The sequence below is a fragment of the Pulveribacter sp. genome, from assembly GCF_032079985.1.
Lineage (GTDB): Bacteria > Pseudomonadota > Gammaproteobacteria > Burkholderiales > Burkholderiaceae_C > Melaminivora.
In genome coordinates this window covers 1-18,109 of the sequence record NZ_DAMATK010000013.1, presented here as the reverse complement: position 1 = coordinate 18,109, position 18,109 = coordinate 1, and the positions used below count along the sequence as shown (strand labels likewise).

Annotated in this window: 15 protein-coding genes and 4 pseudogenes; 10 read left to right on the top strand and 9 right to left on the bottom strand. The window is 62.0% G+C overall.

Features of this window, described 5'->3' with window-relative positions:
* Window positions 1–247: 247 nt before the first annotated feature.
* From RT282_RS17110 to RT282_RS17090, 5 genes are all read right to left on the bottom strand, one after another.
* A complete protein-coding gene (locus tag RT282_RS17110) occupies window positions 248–589 on the bottom strand; it encodes a copper-binding protein (protein ID WP_207375577.1) in 342 nt (113 codons plus the stop codon).
* A gap of 79 nt (window positions 590–668) precedes the next feature.
* Window positions 669–1,160, bottom strand: a complete 492-nt coding sequence (locus RT282_RS17105) for a cupredoxin family protein (RefSeq protein ID WP_312302519.1) — start codon at window positions 1,158–1,160, stop codon at window positions 669–671.
* A 33-nt stretch (window positions 1,161–1,193) separates the two neighbouring features.
* Window positions 1,194–2,606 (bottom strand): copper oxidase, encoded by a 1,413-nt coding sequence (locus tag RT282_RS17100; protein ID WP_312302516.1) that lies wholly within the window; start codon window positions 2,604–2,606, stop codon window positions 1,194–1,196.
* 16 nt (window positions 2,607–2,622) lie between these two features.
* Window positions 2,623–4,053, bottom strand: a complete 1,431-nt coding sequence (locus tag RT282_RS17095; RefSeq protein WP_312302514.1) for a TolC family protein — start codon at window positions 4,051–4,053, stop codon at window positions 2,623–2,625.
* Window positions 4,050–4,385, bottom strand: coding sequence for a hypothetical protein (locus tag RT282_RS17090; RefSeq protein WP_242638333.1), 336 nt, complete (start codon window positions 4,383–4,385; stop codon window positions 4,050–4,052). Before RT282_RS17090 ends, RT282_RS17095 begins: the two co-directional genes overlap by 4 nt.
* A gap of 157 nt (window positions 4,386–4,542) precedes the next feature.
* Here RT282_RS17090 and RT282_RS17085 point away from each other — a divergent pair, with 157 nt between their 5' ends.
* The 3 genes from RT282_RS17085 to RT282_RS17075 all read left to right on the top strand — a co-directional run bounded on the left by RT282_RS17085 (window position 4,543) and on the right by RT282_RS17075 (window position 7,109).
* Window positions 4,543–5,226: a heavy metal response regulator transcription factor gene (locus RT282_RS17085; protein ID WP_313316215.1), complete on the top strand. Its 684-nt coding sequence runs from the start codon at window positions 4,543–4,545 to the stop codon at window positions 5,224–5,226.
* A complete protein-coding gene (locus RT282_RS17080; protein WP_182121143.1) occupies window positions 5,227–6,636 on the top strand; it encodes a heavy metal sensor histidine kinase in 1,410 nt (469 codons plus the stop codon).
* Between the two features lie 125 nt (window positions 6,637–6,761).
* A complete protein-coding gene (locus tag RT282_RS17075; RefSeq protein WP_312302496.1) occupies window positions 6,762–7,109 on the top strand; it encodes a DUF4148 domain-containing protein in 348 nt (115 codons plus the stop codon).
* Between the two features lie 68 nt (window positions 7,110–7,177).
* On the opposite strand, the pseudogene RT282_RS17070 reads toward RT282_RS17075, so the two are convergent.
* The 3 genes and pseudogenes from RT282_RS17070 to RT282_RS17060 all read right to left on the bottom strand — a co-directional run.
* Window positions 7,178–7,306: pseudogene (locus RT282_RS17070) on the bottom strand (DUF3363 domain-containing protein); the annotation flags it as partial.
* Between the two features lie 15 nt (window positions 7,307–7,321).
* A pseudogene (locus RT282_RS17065) lies at window positions 7,322–7,543 on the bottom strand (type I restriction enzyme endonuclease domain-containing protein); the annotation flags it as partial.
* Window positions 7,512–8,258, bottom strand: a complete 747-nt coding sequence (locus tag RT282_RS17060) for a hypothetical protein (RefSeq protein WP_312757647.1) — start codon at window positions 8,256–8,258, stop codon at window positions 7,512–7,514. The pseudogene RT282_RS17065 and the gene RT282_RS17060, both read right to left, overlap by 32 nt.
* On the opposite strand from RT282_RS17060, the pseudogene RT282_RS17055 reads away from it, so the two are divergent.
* The 7 genes and pseudogenes from RT282_RS17055 to RT282_RS17025 form a co-directional block, all read left to right on the top strand.
* Window positions 8,258–8,836: pseudogene (locus tag RT282_RS17055) on the top strand (HAD-IC family P-type ATPase); the annotation flags it as partial. The gene RT282_RS17060 and the pseudogene RT282_RS17055 sit on opposite strands and share 1 nt — an antisense overlap.
* Before the next feature lie 27 nt (window positions 8,837–8,863).
* The gene (locus tag RT282_RS17050; RefSeq protein ID WP_231403441.1) at window positions 8,864–9,076 is read left to right on the top strand and encodes a GDCCVxC domain-containing (seleno)protein; all 213 of its coding nucleotides are present in this window, start codon (window positions 8,864–8,866) and stop codon (window positions 9,074–9,076) included.
* A gap of 130 nt (window positions 9,077–9,206) precedes the next feature.
* Window positions 9,207–9,452 (top strand): DUF2789 domain-containing protein, encoded by a 246-nt coding sequence (locus RT282_RS17045; protein ID WP_312302542.1) that lies wholly within the window; start codon window positions 9,207–9,209, stop codon window positions 9,450–9,452.
* Window positions 9,452–10,726 (top strand): TolC family protein, encoded by a 1,275-nt coding sequence (locus RT282_RS17040; protein WP_312302483.1) that lies wholly within the window; start codon window positions 9,452–9,454, stop codon window positions 10,724–10,726. Before RT282_RS17045 ends, RT282_RS17040 begins: the two co-directional genes overlap by 1 nt.
* Window positions 10,723–12,327, top strand: a complete 1,605-nt coding sequence (locus RT282_RS17035; RefSeq protein ID WP_312757649.1) for an efflux RND transporter periplasmic adaptor subunit — start codon at window positions 10,723–10,725, stop codon at window positions 12,325–12,327. Before RT282_RS17040 ends, RT282_RS17035 begins: the two co-directional genes overlap by 4 nt.
* A gap of 15 nt (window positions 12,328–12,342) precedes the next feature.
* Window positions 12,343–15,474, top strand: a complete 3,132-nt coding sequence (locus RT282_RS17030) for an efflux RND transporter permease subunit (RefSeq protein ID WP_313316210.1) — start codon at window positions 12,343–12,345, stop codon at window positions 15,472–15,474.
* 296 nt (window positions 15,475–15,770) lie between these two features.
* Window positions 15,771–16,393: pseudogene (locus RT282_RS17025) on the top strand (tyrosine-type recombinase/integrase).
* A gap of 394 nt (window positions 16,394–16,787) precedes the next feature.
* On the opposite strand, the gene RT282_RS17020 reads toward RT282_RS17025, so the two are convergent.
* Window positions 16,788–17,989, bottom strand: a protein-coding gene (locus tag RT282_RS17020; protein ID WP_370661957.1) for an IS3 family transposase whose coding sequence is annotated in 2 segments (ribosomal slippage) — window positions 16,788–17,719 and window positions 17,719–17,989 — 1,203 coding nt in all. Because the reading frame shifts where the segments join, the coding sequence is not laid out codon by codon here.
* Between the last annotated feature and the right edge of the window lie 120 nt (window positions 17,990–18,109).

Sequence of the window (18,109 nt, the reverse complement as noted above, 5' to 3'; positions counted from 1 at the left end):
TTGGGCCTCAGGTTTGAGGCTCAGAGGTGTCTAGAAAACCCGGGGCGATTCAACCATCACCGGCGTGAATTGCATCGTTGGTGGTCCTTGTGCTCGTCGGAGCCTTGCGCCAGCACGCCCACGGAGGCGGCGGCGACACAGAGGCCGATCAGGGTATGGCGAATGTGAACCATGATGCATCCTCCTTGCGGTGCAGGGGTTGGCTAGGGCTGCCGCGTCCGACGAGATGGCGCGGTTGTGAATTTGCTCAGCGCACGGGCTGGATGTCCGTGATGATCATCTTCCCGCCTTCCTGGACGACCATGAATTGCACCTTGTCGCCGGGCTTGAGGTTGGTGAGTTGGCCCTTGTCGCGGACGGTAAAGACCATGGTCATTCCGGGCATGTCCAGGTTCTTGATGTCCCCGTGCTTGAGGGTGATCTTGCCGTTGTCCAGATCGACCTTCTTGACCTCGCCATCGGTCATGGATGCGGGTGCGGGAGCCGAAGTCTGGCCTGAATTGGGACTGACCTGTGCATGGCCCGCCAGCGGCAGGGCGGCGCCCATGGCGAGGGCGGAGATGGTGAGCAGACGTTGGATGGTGTTCATGGTGACCTCTGGGTAAATGGATGGATCTATGGGCTGGCCCTGCCATGGCTGGGCCGGCTGTGGTGGGCGCTTCAGGCCATCACTTGCGGCCCACCTTGATGGCGCCCTTCATGCCGGCCTCATAGTGGCCAGGCATCAGGCAGGCAAAGTTCACGGCTCCCGCCTTGGTGAACTGCCAGACGATTTCACCCTGCTTGCCCGGTGCGAGCGTGACCTTGCCGGGTTCGTCGTGCTCCATGTCCGGGAACTTCTTCATCTGCTCCAGGTGCTCCAGCAGTTCCTTCTCGGTGCCTAGGCTGAGTTCGTGCTTGACCTGGCCGACGTTCTTGACAACGAAGCGCACGGTTTCGCCCTGTTTGACCTGAATGTTCGACGGCGTGTAACGCATGTTGTCGCTCATTTCGATGGTGATGATGCGACCGGCCTTGGCGGCAACGCCGGGTTTGCCAATGGCTGTCTCACCCCCGTCACCGTGGCCACCTGCATGGGTGCCGCTGGCGAAGGCTACCCCCGATGTGACCAGCGCAGCCATAGCGAAGAGTTGAGAAATAGTGGATCGCGTGAATTTCATGGATGGGCTCTCGTTGAAAACTGAAGGGGAAACTCAATGCTCGCCATGCGAAGTGGGCTTGCGCACCTTGACTTCGGTCGGCGTTGCAGGCTTGCGAGCGCGCGGCATGGACTGGCCGCCCTCGGCGCTGAAGCGCGCGGGCTCAGCCATGGGGCCGGTGTACTCATGCGCCACCGTGCCTGCGGGATGCTTGTACCAGCCCGGATCCTTGTAGTCGCCCGGCTTCTGGTCGCGGCGCACCTTGAGCACGCTGAACATGCCACCCATCTCCACCGAGCCGAAGGGGCCTTCCCCGGTCATCATGGGGACGGTGTTGTCCGGAATGGGCATCTCCATCTCGGTCATGTCCGCCATGCCCCGTTCGCCCATGACCATGTAGTCGGGAATCAGGTTGTTGATCTTCTTGGCCACGCCCCGGTGGTCTACGCCAATCATGGTGGGAATGTCGTGACCCATTGCGTTCATGGTGTGGTGGCTCTTGTGGCAGTGGAAGGCCCAGTCGCCTTCCTCGTCAGCCACGAACTCGATCTGGCGCATCTGCCCCACGGCTACGTCGGTGGTTACTTCATGCCAGCGCGTGCTTTTGGGCGTCGGGCCGCCATCGGTGCCCGTGACCACGAATTCGTGGCCATGCAAGTGCATCGGGTGATTGGTCATGGTGAGGTTGCCCATGCGGATGCGCACCTTGTCGTTGAGACGCACGTTCAGAGAGTCGATGCCGGGAAAGACACGGCTGTTCCATGTCCACAGGTTGAAGTCCGTCATCTCCGCGACCTTCGGCGTTGCGGCGCCTGGTTCAATGTCATATGCACTGAGCAGGAAGCAAAAGTCCCGTTGCACCTCATCGATCAACGGGTGCCTGGCTTTCGGGTGCGTGACCCAGAAGCCCATCATGCCCATGGCCATCTGCACCATCTCGTCGCCGTGCGGGTGGTACATGAAGGTGCCCGGGCGGCGCGCCACGAACTCGTAGACAAAGGTCTTGCCGGACGGAATGGCCGGCTGCGTCAGACCGGTCACGCCATCCATGCCGTTGGGCAGGCGCTGGCCGTGCCAGTGAACACTGGTGTGCTCGGGCAGCCTATTGGTCACGAAGATGCGCACACGGTCGCCCTCGACGACCTCGATGGTCGGGCCGGGGCTCTGTCCGTTGTAACCCCACAGGTGGGCCTTCATACCTGGGGCCACTTCGCGCACCACCGGTTCGGCCACCAGGTGGAACTCCTTGATGCCCTGGTTCATGCGCCACGGCAGGGTCCAGCCGTTGAGCGTCACCACTGGGTTGTACGGCCGTCCCGAATTGGGCATCAGCGGGGCCATGGTGTTCGGGCTGGTCTGAATGACGGGCTCGGGCAAGGCCGCCATGGCGACACGGCTGACCGCGCCGGCCGCAACGGCGCCGCCAGCAATACCGGCGAACTTGAAAAAATCTCTTCTGGATGTCATGGCAATCGTCTCTGCATCAGTGACCAGCACCCGCGTCGCTGGGGGCGCTGGTGGTGACCGACAAGGTAGTGTTGGTGGGGCGTCCGATCACGGATGCCTGGAGGGCGGCGTCGGCCAGCCAGAATTGCTGCTGCGCGTCCAGGGCCGCCGTGACGGCACCGACCTGGTCGCGCGCGTCGGCCAGCAGTTCGAAGGCGCTGATCAGCATGCCGTTGTAGCGAAGCTGGTTCTCCTCCGCGATCACCTTGCGCACCGGAACCACTTCGTCGCGGTAGTGCCGCGCCACGTCGTAGGCCGTCCGATAGGCCGAATAGCTTTCACGCAGGCTGGAGCCCGCGGAACGCACCGTGCCTTCAAGCTGGTTGGCGGCCGCCAGCGTTCGGGCGTTCATCGCATCGCGCTGCATTCCGCCCCAGTCAAAGAGGGGTAGGCGCACATCGATTTCCCAGCCGCGTGCGGTGGAGCGGGTGCCCTCGGCATTGTCAAATGTCGTGTTGCGACGCCCGGTGAGCTCGATATCGGTGAAGCTGGTCACCATGTTCAGGCCTTGGGCCTTGGCCGCGCCATCCAGCGCGGTCTGCGCCAGGCGGATGTCCAGGCGTGCCTTGGTAGCGAGCGAGCCAACCGCCTGCGGATCCAGTGCTTGCTTGGGGAGATCGGGTAGACGTTCCGGAAGCTTGAGCGCCTGCGCCTGGCTTTCATCCAGCCCCAGCAAACGTACCAGTTCTTCCCGGCTGGCCGTGACCTGGTGCTGGGCCGTACTCAGGCGGGTGGCCGCATCGGCATAAAAAGCCTGCTCGCGTGCGCGGGTGATGCGGTTGAAGTTGCCCACGCCCTGCATGCGTTTGGCCAGTTCGGCTCCTGCTTCCGCGCTGTCATAGACCTGCTTGGCATATTTGAGCGTTTGTTGCGCGGCCACGGCCCGCACCCAGGACTGGCGCACACGGGTGATCTGATCCACCACATCACTGGTCAGACGCAATTGCGCTTGCTCAATGCGCCGGGTAGCGCCGCCGTGCCGTGCGGGAAGCGTCAAAAGATCCAGCAAGCCGAAGGACAAAGCGCGCCCAAACTCCAGCTCATCGCCTGCGACCATGCGCTCAAAACTGAAAATGGGGTTGGCAATCCGCCCGGCCTGCGCGGCATCCGCCGACTCTGCCCAACCCTGCGCCAGAAGGGTCTGCAGGGATGGGCTGTTCACCAAGGCCAACTGGACAGCATCTTTCTGCTCCAAAGGCTGCGCCAGCAAGGCTTGAGCGGCCTGCGCACGCTGGTCGCGTTCATCCAGGGTACGAGCCAACGCGAGCTTGCCCCCGGTAAAACTGCCAGCTTCGTCGTTGACGCGATTGATGTTCTGATCCAGGCTGACGCTGGCACATCCCGTCAGCACTGCCAATCCGAGTGCGGACAGAGCCAATTTGGCATGAGTGGCACGCAAAGGCATCATGGTTTTCCTCCCCCGTGATGGCCCGTGTGGGGATCGCTAGCAGGAGCAGCATCCTTGGCGGACGCGGGCTCGCCCGACTTGATTTCCTTAGCATAGGCGCGCCAGCCGCCAATCTGGCCCACACGATCATTGGCTTCGCGCCAGGATTGCACCGGTTGATCCGCATAGCCCTGATAAGCCCCGATAGGGGACGCGTATTGCAACGTTGCCAGCGGAGCAGGCTTGGGAGCCTCGGTATCTGCTGGAGCTTGTGCGAAAGCTGCCCCCGCAAACAACACCAGTGTCGAAGGCAACAGAGCCCTGAAGGGCGGCAGGTAACTGGAAGTGAGCATGGTCTCCTCTAAAAGAATCTTTGATCTCATGATGTGGAGATTCTGGAGAGACCACCCTTTCATTCAGATGTTCTGAAAATTACATTGTTGTTATCTACCTGTCAGAACGCCTCAAACTTGGCAAACTCTCGCCAAAGCATTGAACGGAAGCGCACACGTGAAAATATTGATCGTCGAAGACGAGCCCAAAACGGGTGAGTACCTGCGTCAGGGTTTGACAGAAGCTGGATACATTTCCGACCTCCTGCCCAACGGCGCGGATGGCCTGCATATGTCCCTGCAGGGCGAATATGACCTGCTGATCCTGGATGTCATGCTGCCTGGCCTGAATGGCTGGCAAGTGCTGCAAGCCCTGCGTGACCGGGGGATCGGAATGCCCGTCCTGTTCCTGACTGCCCGCGATCAAGTGGAAGATCGTGTCAAAGGACTGGAACTCGGGGCCGACGACTACCTTGTCAAGCCGTTCTCGTTTGCCGAGTTACTGGCCCGGGTACGCATCATCCTGCGGCGCGGCCATGCAGGCAACGAGAGCACCACGCTGCGAGTGGCCGACCTGGAACTGGATTTGCTGCGCCGCAGGGTATCCCGCAACGGCAAGCGTATCGATCTGACGGCCAAGGAATTCGGCCTGCTGGAGCTACTGATGCGCCGACACGGTGAAGTGCTGCCACGGTCCCTGATCGCCTCGCAGGTGTGGGACATGAACTTTGACAGCGACACCAACGTCATCGAAGTGGCGATGCGCCGCCTGCGCATGAAGATCGATGAAGGCCAACCCCTCAAGCTCATCCAGACCGTGCGCGGCATGGGCTATGTGCTGGACGTGCCAGAGGAAGAATAGGTGGAGTCGAAACTGCGTTTGGGCAAGCTTTCGCTGACCCGTCGCCTCACCCTGTTCTTCACCGTGGTGGCAGCTGCTGTGGTGCTTGGGTTGGGAGGTCTTTTTCTGGTGGAAATTGAGCAGCATTTCGTCGAACTGGACCGGATGGCTCTGCAGGAAAAGCGGCATTTGATCGAGGAAATTCTTGGCAATGCCAACTCAGTGGACGACGCAAGCTTGCGCTTGAGCGAAGCTTTGAACTATCACCATGATCTCTATGTCCTGGTGCAGAACCCCCAGGGAGAGCGCATTTTTCAATCGTCAACATCCAACCTCAATGTGCAAAGCGGCGATGCCCTGAGTACCGAGGAGACGAGTGTTTTCGGGGTTTGGCGTCACCACGATACCGAGTTCCACACATTGAGCTTTGGAACTGCCCCGGCTTACTCCGCATCAGCGTTGCAGGTGTTGATCGCAGCGGATACAAAACACCACACCCAATTCCTCACTGAGCTGCGCAGCAGTCTGGCGTTCTACGTGATCGCGGCCATCATCGTGTGTGGGCTACTGTCGTGGCTCGCGGCGCGTCAAGGACTGGCGCCTCTGCGTGAAATGAAGTCACGCGCAGCCGTGGTCACAGGTCAGAAATTGTCCGAGCGCATGCCAGTTGAGGCCGTGCCGGTGGAAATGGCCGATCTGGCGCAAGAGCTGAACCGCATGCTGGACCGCCTGCAGGAGGACTTCCAGCGCCTTACCGATTTCGCGTCGGACCTCGCGCACGAGCTGCGCACCCCCATCAGCAACCTGCTGACGCAGACGCAGGTGGCGCTGACGACCAAGCGCGATGCCGCGACGTACCGCGACATCCTGGCCTCCAATGCCGAGGAATTTCAGCGTTTGGCACGCATGGTGTCCGACATGCTGTTCCTAGCCAAGACCGAGCGCGGCGTGGATCTGCCGCACAAGGAGCGGTTTTCCGCCCGCCAGGACGCGCTGGCGCTGCTGGAGTTCTACGAGGCCGTGGCCGAGGAAAAACGCATCCGGCTCCAGTTGAAAGGAGACGGCGAGGTCGAAGGCGATCGCCTGATGTTCCGCCGTGCGGTGAGCAACCTGCTGTCCAATGCCCTGCGTTACACGCCCGAGGCCGGCGACATCACCATCCGTATCACCAGCACGGCACAAACCACGACAGTGGCCGTGGAGAACACTGGAACCGACATCGATGCCAAGATCCTGCCCCGGCTGTTCGACCGCTTCTACCGAGCCGATGCTTCCAGGGCCCATCCGGACTCCGATGGCTCCGGGCTGGGCCTGGCCATCACACGTGCCATCGCTGAGGCCCACGGCGGTAGCGTCACGGCGACGTCGGGCGACGGGCGAACCTGCTTCACCTTGATGTTTCCTCACCGTGGCTCACAGCCATCAAGCTGACAACAATCTCATCTGGCTGTCCGGATTCTGTTGGGGTGCGCTCCCTACGATGAACACATCTCCTCAACGCCCGACCAAGGCATGAGAGATGCAAGTTTCATCCACCTTCCTTAGGAGCTTCAACCATGACCCAACAACGCCTCTCCCTTTCTTCCATGATCGCAGCCGCAACCGCAGTGGTTGCTCTGGGCCTTCCAGGGATGGCTTCGGCAGCCTACGAGCATCCTGCCAACAATGAAAAGAGCGTAATCGTTCACCCGGAACACTTCAAGAGCGAGAAAACCCGCGCCCAAGTCAAGGCGGAGACCGAGGCTGCGATGCGGCAAGGCCGCCTTTCTTATGGTGAGAGCAACTACCCCATCCGCACACCTGATGTAAGTTCTGGCAAGACGCGTGAGCAAGTAATCAACGAACTGCTGAGCGAGTCACCTGCCGAACGCTCCGCGCGTCTGCGTCTCTACTCCCGGGGTTGATAGCCCCCAGTTGGTGCTCCAGCAGAGCACGTTGAATCCATTCTGTGGGATCGCTGGCGTCGGCCTGACTAACCTCGGGACAGCCCAGGCCGCCGTCCAATTTCCCATGACACCCCACCGCCGCGCACCGTCGCGGCGATCTGCTGTCCCAGCCGCTGCTCAATCACCGGCTTCCACGGCACCAGGCTGAATCCCATCGCCCCGGAGTCAGGCTAACCGCCGCCCCAGCTCTCCCCAAACACCTGCGCCTGCCGCAGCACCAAGTCCACCGCCTCTTCCTGCAAGTCTGGCGGGTACTTGTACTTGCGCAAGACCCGCTTGACCATCAGTCGCAGCTTGGCCCTGACGCTCTCACGTTCTGACCAATCCACCGTCAGGTTCTGGCGCAGGTTCTCGGTCAGCTCATGGGCAATCTTCTTGAGGGTTTCGTCGGTCCCCGCTCATTACGAAGGTGGCACCTATTCGCTGAGACTGCTCGATACCTGCCAGTCCGTTGTAGTCCTTAAACAGCTTGGCCCGCTTTGCCGGGGTAACGATGGTGGCGTCCACTGTCAAGGCTGCACGGTAGCGGCGGCGGCCTAGCTCCATTACTCTTTGGGCTGCAATCAATGCCTCCGTGTCGTTGGTGAACTTGGACTTGATGATGTCCACCGCCGTCGCGAGCAACTCGCGTCCACGCACCTGGTTTCCGTGGTGCTCCGTGAATGTAGGCATCACCTCGTCCCGAAATTTATTCCGTGGGTAGTCCGTGCACTTGTCTTCGCAGATCGTCACCGTCTTGATTTGTGCCTTCATCGGTTCAAGCTCAACTACCAATCCGTCGAGACCTTGCGAAGTAGCACTTATGTGGGGATCTTTCTGGAAGATTCGGTCGTTTGCTCCTTGCCGTGTTGCGATCCAAGAAATGCACTCGAAGAGAAAACCGTCACGGTGGGCGCGCGCCGCTTTTTCTTGCTCTGGATTCAGGCCCGACTTGATGGTTAGTTGTTCACACGCAGCCTCGTTTAATTGCGGAATCGAAATCGCTGGTGCATTTTTCTCAAGCTGATCCAGGATCCGCGCGGCATGTACGACCTGACCGACTGCTATAACGGCCACAATCTTCGCCAGTTCCTGAAAGTCCGCCACCTCCCAATTCAGGCCAGACACAGTTGGCCGGCATTCTGGCCGTGACCGACCCCATCAAGTCCACCACACCGGATGCGATCCGGACGCTCCATGCCAGCGGCCTGCGCATCGTGATGGCGACCGGCGACGGTCTGACCACGGCCAAGGCCGTGGGCGCGAGGCTCGGCATCGACGAAGTGCATGGAGAGGTCAAGCCAGTCGACAAGCTGGCGCTTGTGGACAAGCTTCAGAGAGGCGGCCATATCGTCGCCATGGCCGGCGATGGCATCAACGATGCCCCCGCGTTGGCCAAGGCCGACGTCGGCGTGGCCATGGGCACCGGCACCGACGTGGCCATGAACAGCGGCCAGGTCACGCTGGTCAAGGGCGACTTGCGCGGTATCACGGCAGCACGGGACATTTCCGTCGACACCGTCCGGAACATGCGCCAGAACCTGCTCTTCGCTTTTGTCTACAACGGCATCGGCGTGCCGATTGCCGCTGGCGTGCTGTATCCGTTCACCGGGTGGCTTCTGTCCCCTCTGATCGCGGCATTGGCGATGAGCCTCAGTTCGGCGTCGGTGATTTTCAATGCGCTGCGACTGCGCCGTGGCCATTGATGGTGTAGGCACCTCCCCGCAAAAACCATGAATGCCGCTCTTCTCGAATCCGTGCTGACCTGCCCGCACTGCGGCTTCGCACGGCAGGAATCGATGCCCACGAATGCCTGCCAGTATTTCTACGAATGCCGCCAGTGCAAGGCACTTCTGCGACCTCGCCCGGGGGATTGCTGCGTGTTTTGCTCGTTCGGATCCATGCCTTGCCCGCCGGTACAGCTGCAGCGCAGTTGCTGCAGTTAGCCGCCAGCCGCAGATAACAGAAAAGTAATCTGAGGCTCATCCTTCTATCAGGCCCGCCTGTCGAGAATGGCCGCATGGGATGGCGCTCCTGATCCGACGCGCCGGCAAGAACACTGAGGGAATCAACACCATGGATTCGACCTACCATCGGTTCACCGAGCTATTTCAACAACTGGGGCTGGCCTCTGACACCCGGAGCATCCAGGAATTCCTGGCGCGCCACAGCCCACTCCACCCATCCATCCGGCTGGAAAACGCCCCTTTCTGGAACGAAGCGCAATCGTCCCTGCTGCGGGATGAAATATTGCTGGATGCGGATTGGGCGGAGGTCGTTGACCAATTGAACACTGCCTTGCGTGGATCGGAAGGTAAGTGATGCCCGCGATCCGCTTGAGACTATCCGTCGGCGCCGCTGTGCTGGCACTCGTTTTCAGCCAGACCAGTTTCAGTCAGGAGGGGCGACTTGGCGCCCATCTGGAAGGGCTGTTGGTTGCGGCGCGGGAGGGCAATCCAGAATTCGCCAGCATGCAGTTCGAAGCCGATGCCGCCGCAGAGCGGGTGGTGCCCGCCGGGGCCTTGCCCGACCCAAAGTTCAGCATGGAGCTGCGCGACATCACCCGGATGGGCGAGCGCAATCCGACGCTGCTGCCAGGGCGGGTCGGCAGCACACGCTACATCTTCACGCAGGAGCTGCCATGGTTTGGGAAACGGGGTCTCAAGCGTGAAGCCGCTGAACTGCAGGCAGAGGCAGCGCGGGGACGGGTGGCGGGTACCTGGAGCGAATTGGCCGCCAAGATCAAGACGGCCTACGCTCAGCTTTACTACCTTGACCAGAATGAACGGCTCACCCGGGAGATCCTGGATCTGATGGCACGCCTGGAGAAGGTGGCCCAGGTGCGCTATGCCAGCGGACTGGCGGCGCAGCAGGACGTGATCCGCGCGCAGTTGGAGCAGACCAGCATGCGCAATGAATTGATTGCCCTCGAAGCGGAACGTAGCCAGCTGCAGGCGCGGTTGAAAGCGCTCGTGGGGCGTCCCGCCAGCGAGGCGTTGGCCACGCCGGAGCGCATTCGCACGCTTCCTGCATCCGAGAGCATGCGCTTTGATGTCCTGGAGCAGCGCGCGCGGGCCAGCAATCCGCTGTTGAGAACCGAGGAATCACAGATCCGGGCGGCGGAAAAAAACCGCGAACTCACCTACAAGAACCGCTATCCGGACTTCGCGGTGGGGGTGTCGCCCATTCAGTACGGCAAGTCGGTCCGGGAATGGGAATTGATGGTCGAGGTCACCATTCCGCTGCAGCAGGATACCCGGCGCGCGCAGGAGCGGGAGGCGCAGGCCATGCTGGAGGCCGCGCGCTCGCGCCGCGAAATCGCCACCAACCAGGTGCTCGCCGATCTATATGAAAACGTCGCTGGCCTGGAGGCAGCGCGCCGCACGCTGGCATTGACCACGGAGAGCCTGCTGCCCCAGTCGGAACTGACCTACCGGTCCGCGTTGGCAGGCTATGAATCCGGCAAGGTGGACTTCGCCACGCTGCTGGATGCCCAGAGGCAAATCCGCCAGGCCAAGCTCAACCAGGTCAAGGCAGGTGTGGCCGCGCAAACGCGGCTGGCAGACATCGAGCGCATCGTTGGAGAAGAACTATGACAACAAATCTCAAGGTAGGCGCGCTCGTGCTGGCGGCCACGGCACTGGCTGCGGGCGGTGGCTACTGGTACGGTCAGCGGCAATCCGCCGCGCAAGGGTCGGCGCAAGCGGTTTCGACAGTGGGTTCGGCAAGCGACAAAAAGGAGCGCAAGGTTCTGTATTACCGCAATCCGATGGGGTTGCCCGATACCTCACCCACGCCCAAGAAGGACCCGATGGGGATGGACTACATCGCGGTCTACGAAGGCGAGCAAGAGCCGGATGCTGGGAGCACCAATCAGATCAAGATCAGCACCGACAAGGTCCAGAAGCTCGGGGTTCGTGTCGAGGCCGCCAGTTTGCGCTCCCTGGACAAAATGCTGCGCGCCGCAGGCCGCGTGGAGCCCGACGAGCGCCTGACCTACGCCATCACGCCCAAGTTCGAAGGCTACGTCGAACGCCTGCATGTCAATGCCACCGGACAGGCCGTGGGCAAGGGTCAGCCCTTGTTCGAGGTCTACAGCCCGGAGCTGGTGTCGGCGCAGCGCGAATACGTCATCGCCGCCCAGGGGGTCGATGCCTTGAAAGGCGCCAGCGAGGAAACGCAGAACGGCATGCGCCAGCTCGCCGAATCCAGCCTGGCGCGCCTGCGCAACTGGGATATTTCGGACGAACAGGTGAAGGCGCTGGCCCAGTCGAGCGCGGCGCGCCGCACGCTCACGTTCCGCTCGCCGGTGGCGGGTATCGTGACCGAAAAGAAGGCCGTGCAAGGCATGCGCTTCATGCCGGGCGACGCGCTCTACCAGGTCACCAATCTATCGTCCGTGTGGGTGATCGCCGATGTGTTCGAACAGGACATCGGCCTGGTCAAGCCCGGCACGAAGGCATCGGTTCGCATCAATGCCTACCCCGACAAGGTGTTCACCGGCTCCATCACCTACGTCTATCCCACACTCACGGCGGAAACCCGCACCGTGCCCGTGCGGGTTGAATTGGCCAATCCAGGCGGACTGCTGAAGCCGGGCATGTTTGCCCAGGTGGAACTGCCCGCCACCTCGAAGGGGGCCGTCCTGACGGTGCCGACGTCGGCCGTCATCGACAGCGGCACGCGCCAGATCGTGCTGGTGCAACTCCAGGAGGGCCGTTTCGAGCCCCGTGACGTGAAGGTCGGTGCCCGCAGCGAGGACCGCATCGAAATCATCGAGGGCGTGCGGGATGGCGAGATGGTGGTGGTGGCCGCCAACTTCCTCATCGATGCGGAAAGCAACCTCAAGGCTGCCGTCGGGAGCCTGGGACATGCAGGGCACGGTGCGCAAATCCCCACGGAGGGTTCCACCAGTACCCAGGCCGTCACCGGCGTGGGCCACCAGGCCGAAGGCACGGTGGAGGAGGTCGACACCAAAACCTCCACGGTCACCCTGGCGCATGGCCCGGTGGCCAGCCTCAAATGGCCGGCCATGTCCATGGAGTTCAAGGTGGCGAACAGTGCCTTGCTGAAGGACCTTCAACCGGGCGCGGCGGTGGCGTTCGAATTCGTCGAACGCGGCCAGGGCGAGTGGGTGATCACCGCCGCCAAGCCCCGGGGCAAAACCACGGCCAATCCGCACGCCGGCCACAACTGATCCTCGGGAGACACCATGCTTGCGAAGATCATTGACTGGTCTGGGAGAAACCGTTTCCTGGTGCTGCTGGCGACCCTGTTCGTCGTCGTGGGTGGGGTCTATGCCGTGCTCAAGACGCCGCTGGACGCTCTGCCGGACCTGTCGGACGTACAGGTTATTGTCTACACCGAATACCCGGGCCAGGCCCCGCAGGTGGTCGAGGACCAGGTCACGTACCCGCTGACCACCTCCATGCTGTCGGTCCCCAAGTCCAAGGTGGTGCGCGGCTTCTCCTTCTTCGGCGCCTCGTTCGTCTACATCATCTTCGAGGACGGCACCGATATCTACTGGGCCCGCTCGCGTGTGCTCGAATACCTCAACTTCGCCGCCGGGCGCATGCCCAAGGGCGTGACGCCGCAGATCGGGCCAGACGCCACCGGCGTGGGCTGGGTCTACCAGTATGCGCTGCTGGCCAAGGACAAGACCCTGGCCGAGCTGCGCACGCTGCAGGATTGGTACCTGCGCTACCAGCTCACCAAGGCCCATGGCGTGGCCGAGGTGGCATCCATCGGCGGCTTCGTGCAGACCTACCAGATTACCGTCGATCCGGTGAAGCTGCGCGCCTACGGTATTCCCTTGGCCAAGGTGTCGCAGGTGGTGCGCGACTCCAACCGCGACGTGGGTGGCCGCGTGGTGGAGATGGCCGAGACCGAGTACATGGTGCGCGGCAAGGGCTACCTGCGGGGCGTTGGCGACATCGAGAACCTGGTGGTCAAGGCCGACAAGGGCACGCCGGTTCTCATCCGTGACATCGCCCGCGTGGAGTTGGCGCCCGACGAGCGCCGGGGTCTGACGGAACTCAATGGCGAGGGCGAGGTGGTCTCGGGCATTGCCATGGCGCGCTACGGCCAGAACGCGCTGGAAGTGATTCACAACCTGAAGGAGAAGATCGCCGAGGTGTCGACCGGCCTGCCGCAGGGCGTCACCATCGAGGCGGTGTACGACCGCTCCGACCTGATTCACCGCGCGATTGAAACGCTCAAGCGCACACTGATCGAAGAAAGCCTGATCGTCGCGCTGGTCTGCGTGGTCTTCCTGATGCATGTGCGCTCAGCCTTGGTGGCGATCCTGATGCTCCCGGTGGGGGTGCTGATCGCCTTCATTTCCATGCGCCTGTTGGGCATGAACTCCAACCTGATGAGCCTGGGGGGCATCGCCATTGCCATCGGTGCCATGGTGGACGCGGCCATCGTCATGATCGAGAACGCCCACAAGCACCTGGAGCGCCTGTCCGAGGAGCACACCAACACCGATCGCGTGGAAGCCATGATTGCCGCCTGCAAGGAGGTGGGCCCGGCTTTGTTCTTCTCGCTGCTCATCATCACCGTGTCCTTCCTGCCGGTGTTCACGCTGGAGTCGCAGGAAGGCCGCCTGTTCTCGCCACTGGCCTATACCAAAACCTTTGCCATGGCCGGTGCCGCGCTACTGTCGGTGACGCTGGTGCCCGTGCTGATGATGCTGTTCATCCGTGGGCGCATCATGCCGGAGGCACGCAACCCGGTGAACCGGTTCCTCATCTGGATCTACCGTCCCATCATCGCCGCCGTGATGCGGTGGAAGAAACTGACGGTTGCCACGTCGATCATCGTGCTGGGCGTGTCGTTCTACCCCGCCAGCCAGCTCGGCTCGGAGTTCATGCCCACGCTCAACGAAGGCACGCTGCTGTACATGCCCGCGTCGCTGCCCGGGATGTCCATCACCAAGGCGGCCGAGCTGATGCAGACGCAGAACAAGATCATCAAGAGCTTCCCCGAGGTGGCGTCGGTGTACGGCAAAGCCGGGCGCGCCAACACGGCCACGGACCCGGCACCGACCGAGATGTTCGAAACCGTCATCAACCTCAAGCCGGAGTCCGAGTGGCGCACGGGCATGACGATCGACAAGCTGATCGCGGAGTTGGACCAGGCACTGCAGTTTCCTGGCGTGTCCAACGCCTGGACCATGCCCATCAAGGCCCGCATCGACATGCTTTCCACCGGCATCCGCACGCCCATCGGGATCAAGGTCTTCGGCAAGGACCTGGGCGAGATGGAGCGCCTGGCGCGCGAGATCGAGACCGTGGTCAAGCAGGTGCCCGGAACGACCTCGGCGTTCGCGGAACGCATCACAGGGGGCTTTTACCTCAATATTGAACCCGACCGGGCGCAGCTGGCACGCTACGGCCTGGGGGTAGGAGAGCTGCAGGACGTCATTGGCACGGCCTTGGGCGGCGAAATGGTGACCACCACGGTGGAAGGCCGCGAGCGCTTTGGCGTGACGGTGCGCTACCCGCGCGATCTGCGCGCCGACCCGCAGCAGATCGCCCGTGAAGTGCTGGTGCCCACCATGGACGGCGCCATGGTCCCGCTGGGACAGGTGGCGCGCGTGGAAGTCGCCAAGGGGGCACCCGGCATCCGTACCGAAAACGCGCTGCTGTCGGCCTATATCTTTGTCGACATCCGGGACCGCGACATCGGCGGTTATGTGGCCGACGCGCGCAAGGCCGTGAACGAGCAAGTTCAGTTCCCGCCCGGCTACTACGCCACCTGGAGCGGCCAGTTCGAATCCATGGAGCGCGCGGTGCAGAAGATGAAGGTCGTCATCCCGGTCACCTTGCTCATCATCTTCCTGCTGCTGTACCTGAACTTCAAGCGCCTGACCGAAACCTTGATCGTCATGCTGTCGGTGCCGTTTGCCCTTGTGGGGGGCATCTGGCTTATGTGGTGGCTGGGCTACAACATGTCGGTGGCTGTCGCGGTGGGCTTCATCGCACTGGCCGGGGTGGCAGCAGAGACGGGCGTCATCATGCTGATCTATCTCGACCATGCCTGGGAAGAAATTCAGGCACGGCGCCGATCGGAGAACAAGGAGCCTAGCGTGGCCGACCTCTACGAAGCCATCATGGAAGGCGCAGTCGAACGGGTGCGCCCCAAGATGATGACCGTGGTTGCCATCATGGCGGGCCTGCTGCCCATCCTGTGGGGGACCGGCACCGGCTCGGAAGTGATGAGTCGTATCGCTGCCCCGATGGTGGGCGGGATGATTTCTTCGACCGTGCTCACGCTGGCGGTGATTCCGGCGATCTACGGCCTGGTCAAACAATGGAAACTAAAAAGCGTGGTGGCCTAATTCCGTCAAATACTTGAGGCTTCTCTCATCTGTTACCTGATGGAGGGAGCATGTAGACGACGACTCTGATGGCTCCGGTCAATCTCCATGCGATTGGTGCGGGGCATTCGAGCCTATGCGCGTCATGACGGACAGATCACCCGATTCGGTGCAGCGCATACCGGGTACATCGGCGATGTCTGTGTCGGACGTCGACGCCGAGCGCTGCACATTGTTCGCTAGCTGCGGGTAATAGACGGTAATCTAACGATGCGAGGGCGCATCCTATAAAGCCCTCAACTCGGTGGGAGACCATCATGAAAACCGCAGGTAATGCCGATCATCGCGAGCCGTGGAACAAGGGAAAGATCGTCGGGCAAAAGGCACCTTTTAAGCTGAAGGACATTTGGGCGCTGCATGTCCGCCTCCAGATTGAAGGTCGGGTGCGTGAGCTGCACTGTTCAACCTAGGCATCGACAGCAAGCTGCGCGCATGCGACCTTGTGGCCCTCAAGGTCCGGGACGTGTGCCATGGAGATCAGATGGCCACACGTGTCATCGTCATGCAGAGCAAGACTCAGCGTCCGGTGCAATTCGAAATCACACAGACCACCCGAGACGCCCTGCAGACGTGGATCAAACAGGCCGGGCTGAAGTCAGAACAATTCCTGTTTCCAAGCAGGCTCCACGATTCACCTCATCTTGAAACCCGACAGTACGCCAGAATTCTTGGGCATTGGGTCGACGACCTTGGACTGGACCGCGCGGACTACGGCATACACTCCATGCGAAGGACCAAGGCAACGCAGATTTACCGACGAACAAAGAATCTGCGCGCAGTGCAATTGCTCCTTGGGCACTCAAAGCTGGAATCAACGGTCAGGTACCTTGGCATCGAGGTTGATGATGCCCTGGAGATTTCCGAGCGAACGGAAATTTAAGGGCAGTCGCCGCAATCGATGAGACGAAAGCGCTAGCTGCCAATGACCGGCTGCTTCTGGATCAGCCGGTCGTTCGAGTCTCAACTCCGAGCGGCTGCAATCAGCCTAGAGCTGCCAGCTGGCTCCTCATGCGACGGACTGCTCCTGGCCGACAAGAGCGAGATCGCCGGCGAACCTTGGTTCGCTCCGCGAAGGCGGCGCCGCGATCGAGCCTTGACCGTCCGATAGGTCCTGGCGCTGCGTGCGGGTCACCTCGTACCGCCGCCTACCGCCTTCAGTTGCTTCATGTGCGCGTGCTCGAAATAGAAATCCAGCGTGCCCAGCGAAGTGTGTCGAGTGTTCCACAGGGCGAGCCTGAAGTTGCCCCTGAAAACCGGAGTGCGTAACCCGATCATCAAGCGGCAGATTTGCGCTGCGCCGCCAACCAGCGTTGTTCGAATTGCATCGGGCTGAGGTAGCCCAGCGCCGAATGTAGCCGTGTGTGGTTGTAGAAGGCGATCCAGTCCATGATCGCCTGCCTGGCCTGCTCGCGTGTGGCAAACCGCTGGCCGTGGACGCAGGCCGTCTTCAGCCGCCCCCACAGGCTCTCGGTGGGGGCGTTGTCCCAGCAATTTCCTTTGCGGGACATCGAGCTGCATATGCCCCAGGCCGTCAGCGTGTCCTGGAAGTCCTGGCTGCAATACTGGCTGCCCCTGTCGCTGTGAAAGATCAAGCCCGCGGCCGGCCTGCGCCGAAAGCACGCCATCAGCAGCGCATCCTTGACCAGCGAGGTCTGCATGTGCGCCTGCAGGCTCCAGCCCACCACTTGGCGGCTGTGCAGGTCCAGCACGGCGGCCAGGTACAGCCAACCTTCGTCGGTAGCGATGTAGGTGATGTCGCCGCTCCACACCACGTTGGGCGCTGCCGGCGTGAAGCGGCGCTGCACCAGGTCCGGGGCCACCGGCAAGCCGTGCGCGCTGTCGGTGGTCACCACGAACTTGCGCTTACCCTTGGCCCGGATGCCGTGGCGCTGCATCAACCGGCGCACCCGCTCCTTGCCCACGCGCAGACCGCGGGCCAGCAGTTCGCGGTGCATGCGCGGCCAGCCGTACTCGCCGCGCAACTGCTCGTGGATGGCTCGGATGTGGATCAGCAAGGCGTCGTCGCTGTGTCGCCCGCGAGGACCGTGCTCGGTACCGCGCGTGGACGCATCCCAGCGGAAGTATCCGCTGGCACTGACCTGCAAAACCTCGCACATCAGTGTGATCGGCCAGCGCCCCTTCATCGAGAAAATCCAGGCGTACTTTGCAGCACGTCCTGCGCAAAGTACGCCGCGGCTTTTTTTGCGATGTCGCGCTCCATCGTCAACCGGGCCACCTGCGCCCTCAACCGCGCGATCTCCGCCTGCTCGGGCGTGACTGTCGACGCTGTGGCCTTGCCTTCGGGCGTCACTGCCAACCGACCCTTCGCATCGTCCCGCACCCAGTTCGTCAGGCTCGCCTTGGGCATGCCCAGCGTCGCGGCCACGGCCGACGCGGCGCGTCCGGCCTTGACCTGCCGCACAGCCTCCTGCTTGAACTCCGGCGTGTACTTCGCTCTCGTTTGCTTCTCGTTCAACTCATCCTCCCATCCCGGCATTCTCCGGGTTGGGGCTATGCACTCCAGGGTTCGGGGGCAACCTCAGGACTGCGCTCGCAGACCGGCTACCGCCGTCGCCCTGGCATGCGTGGTGGCAAG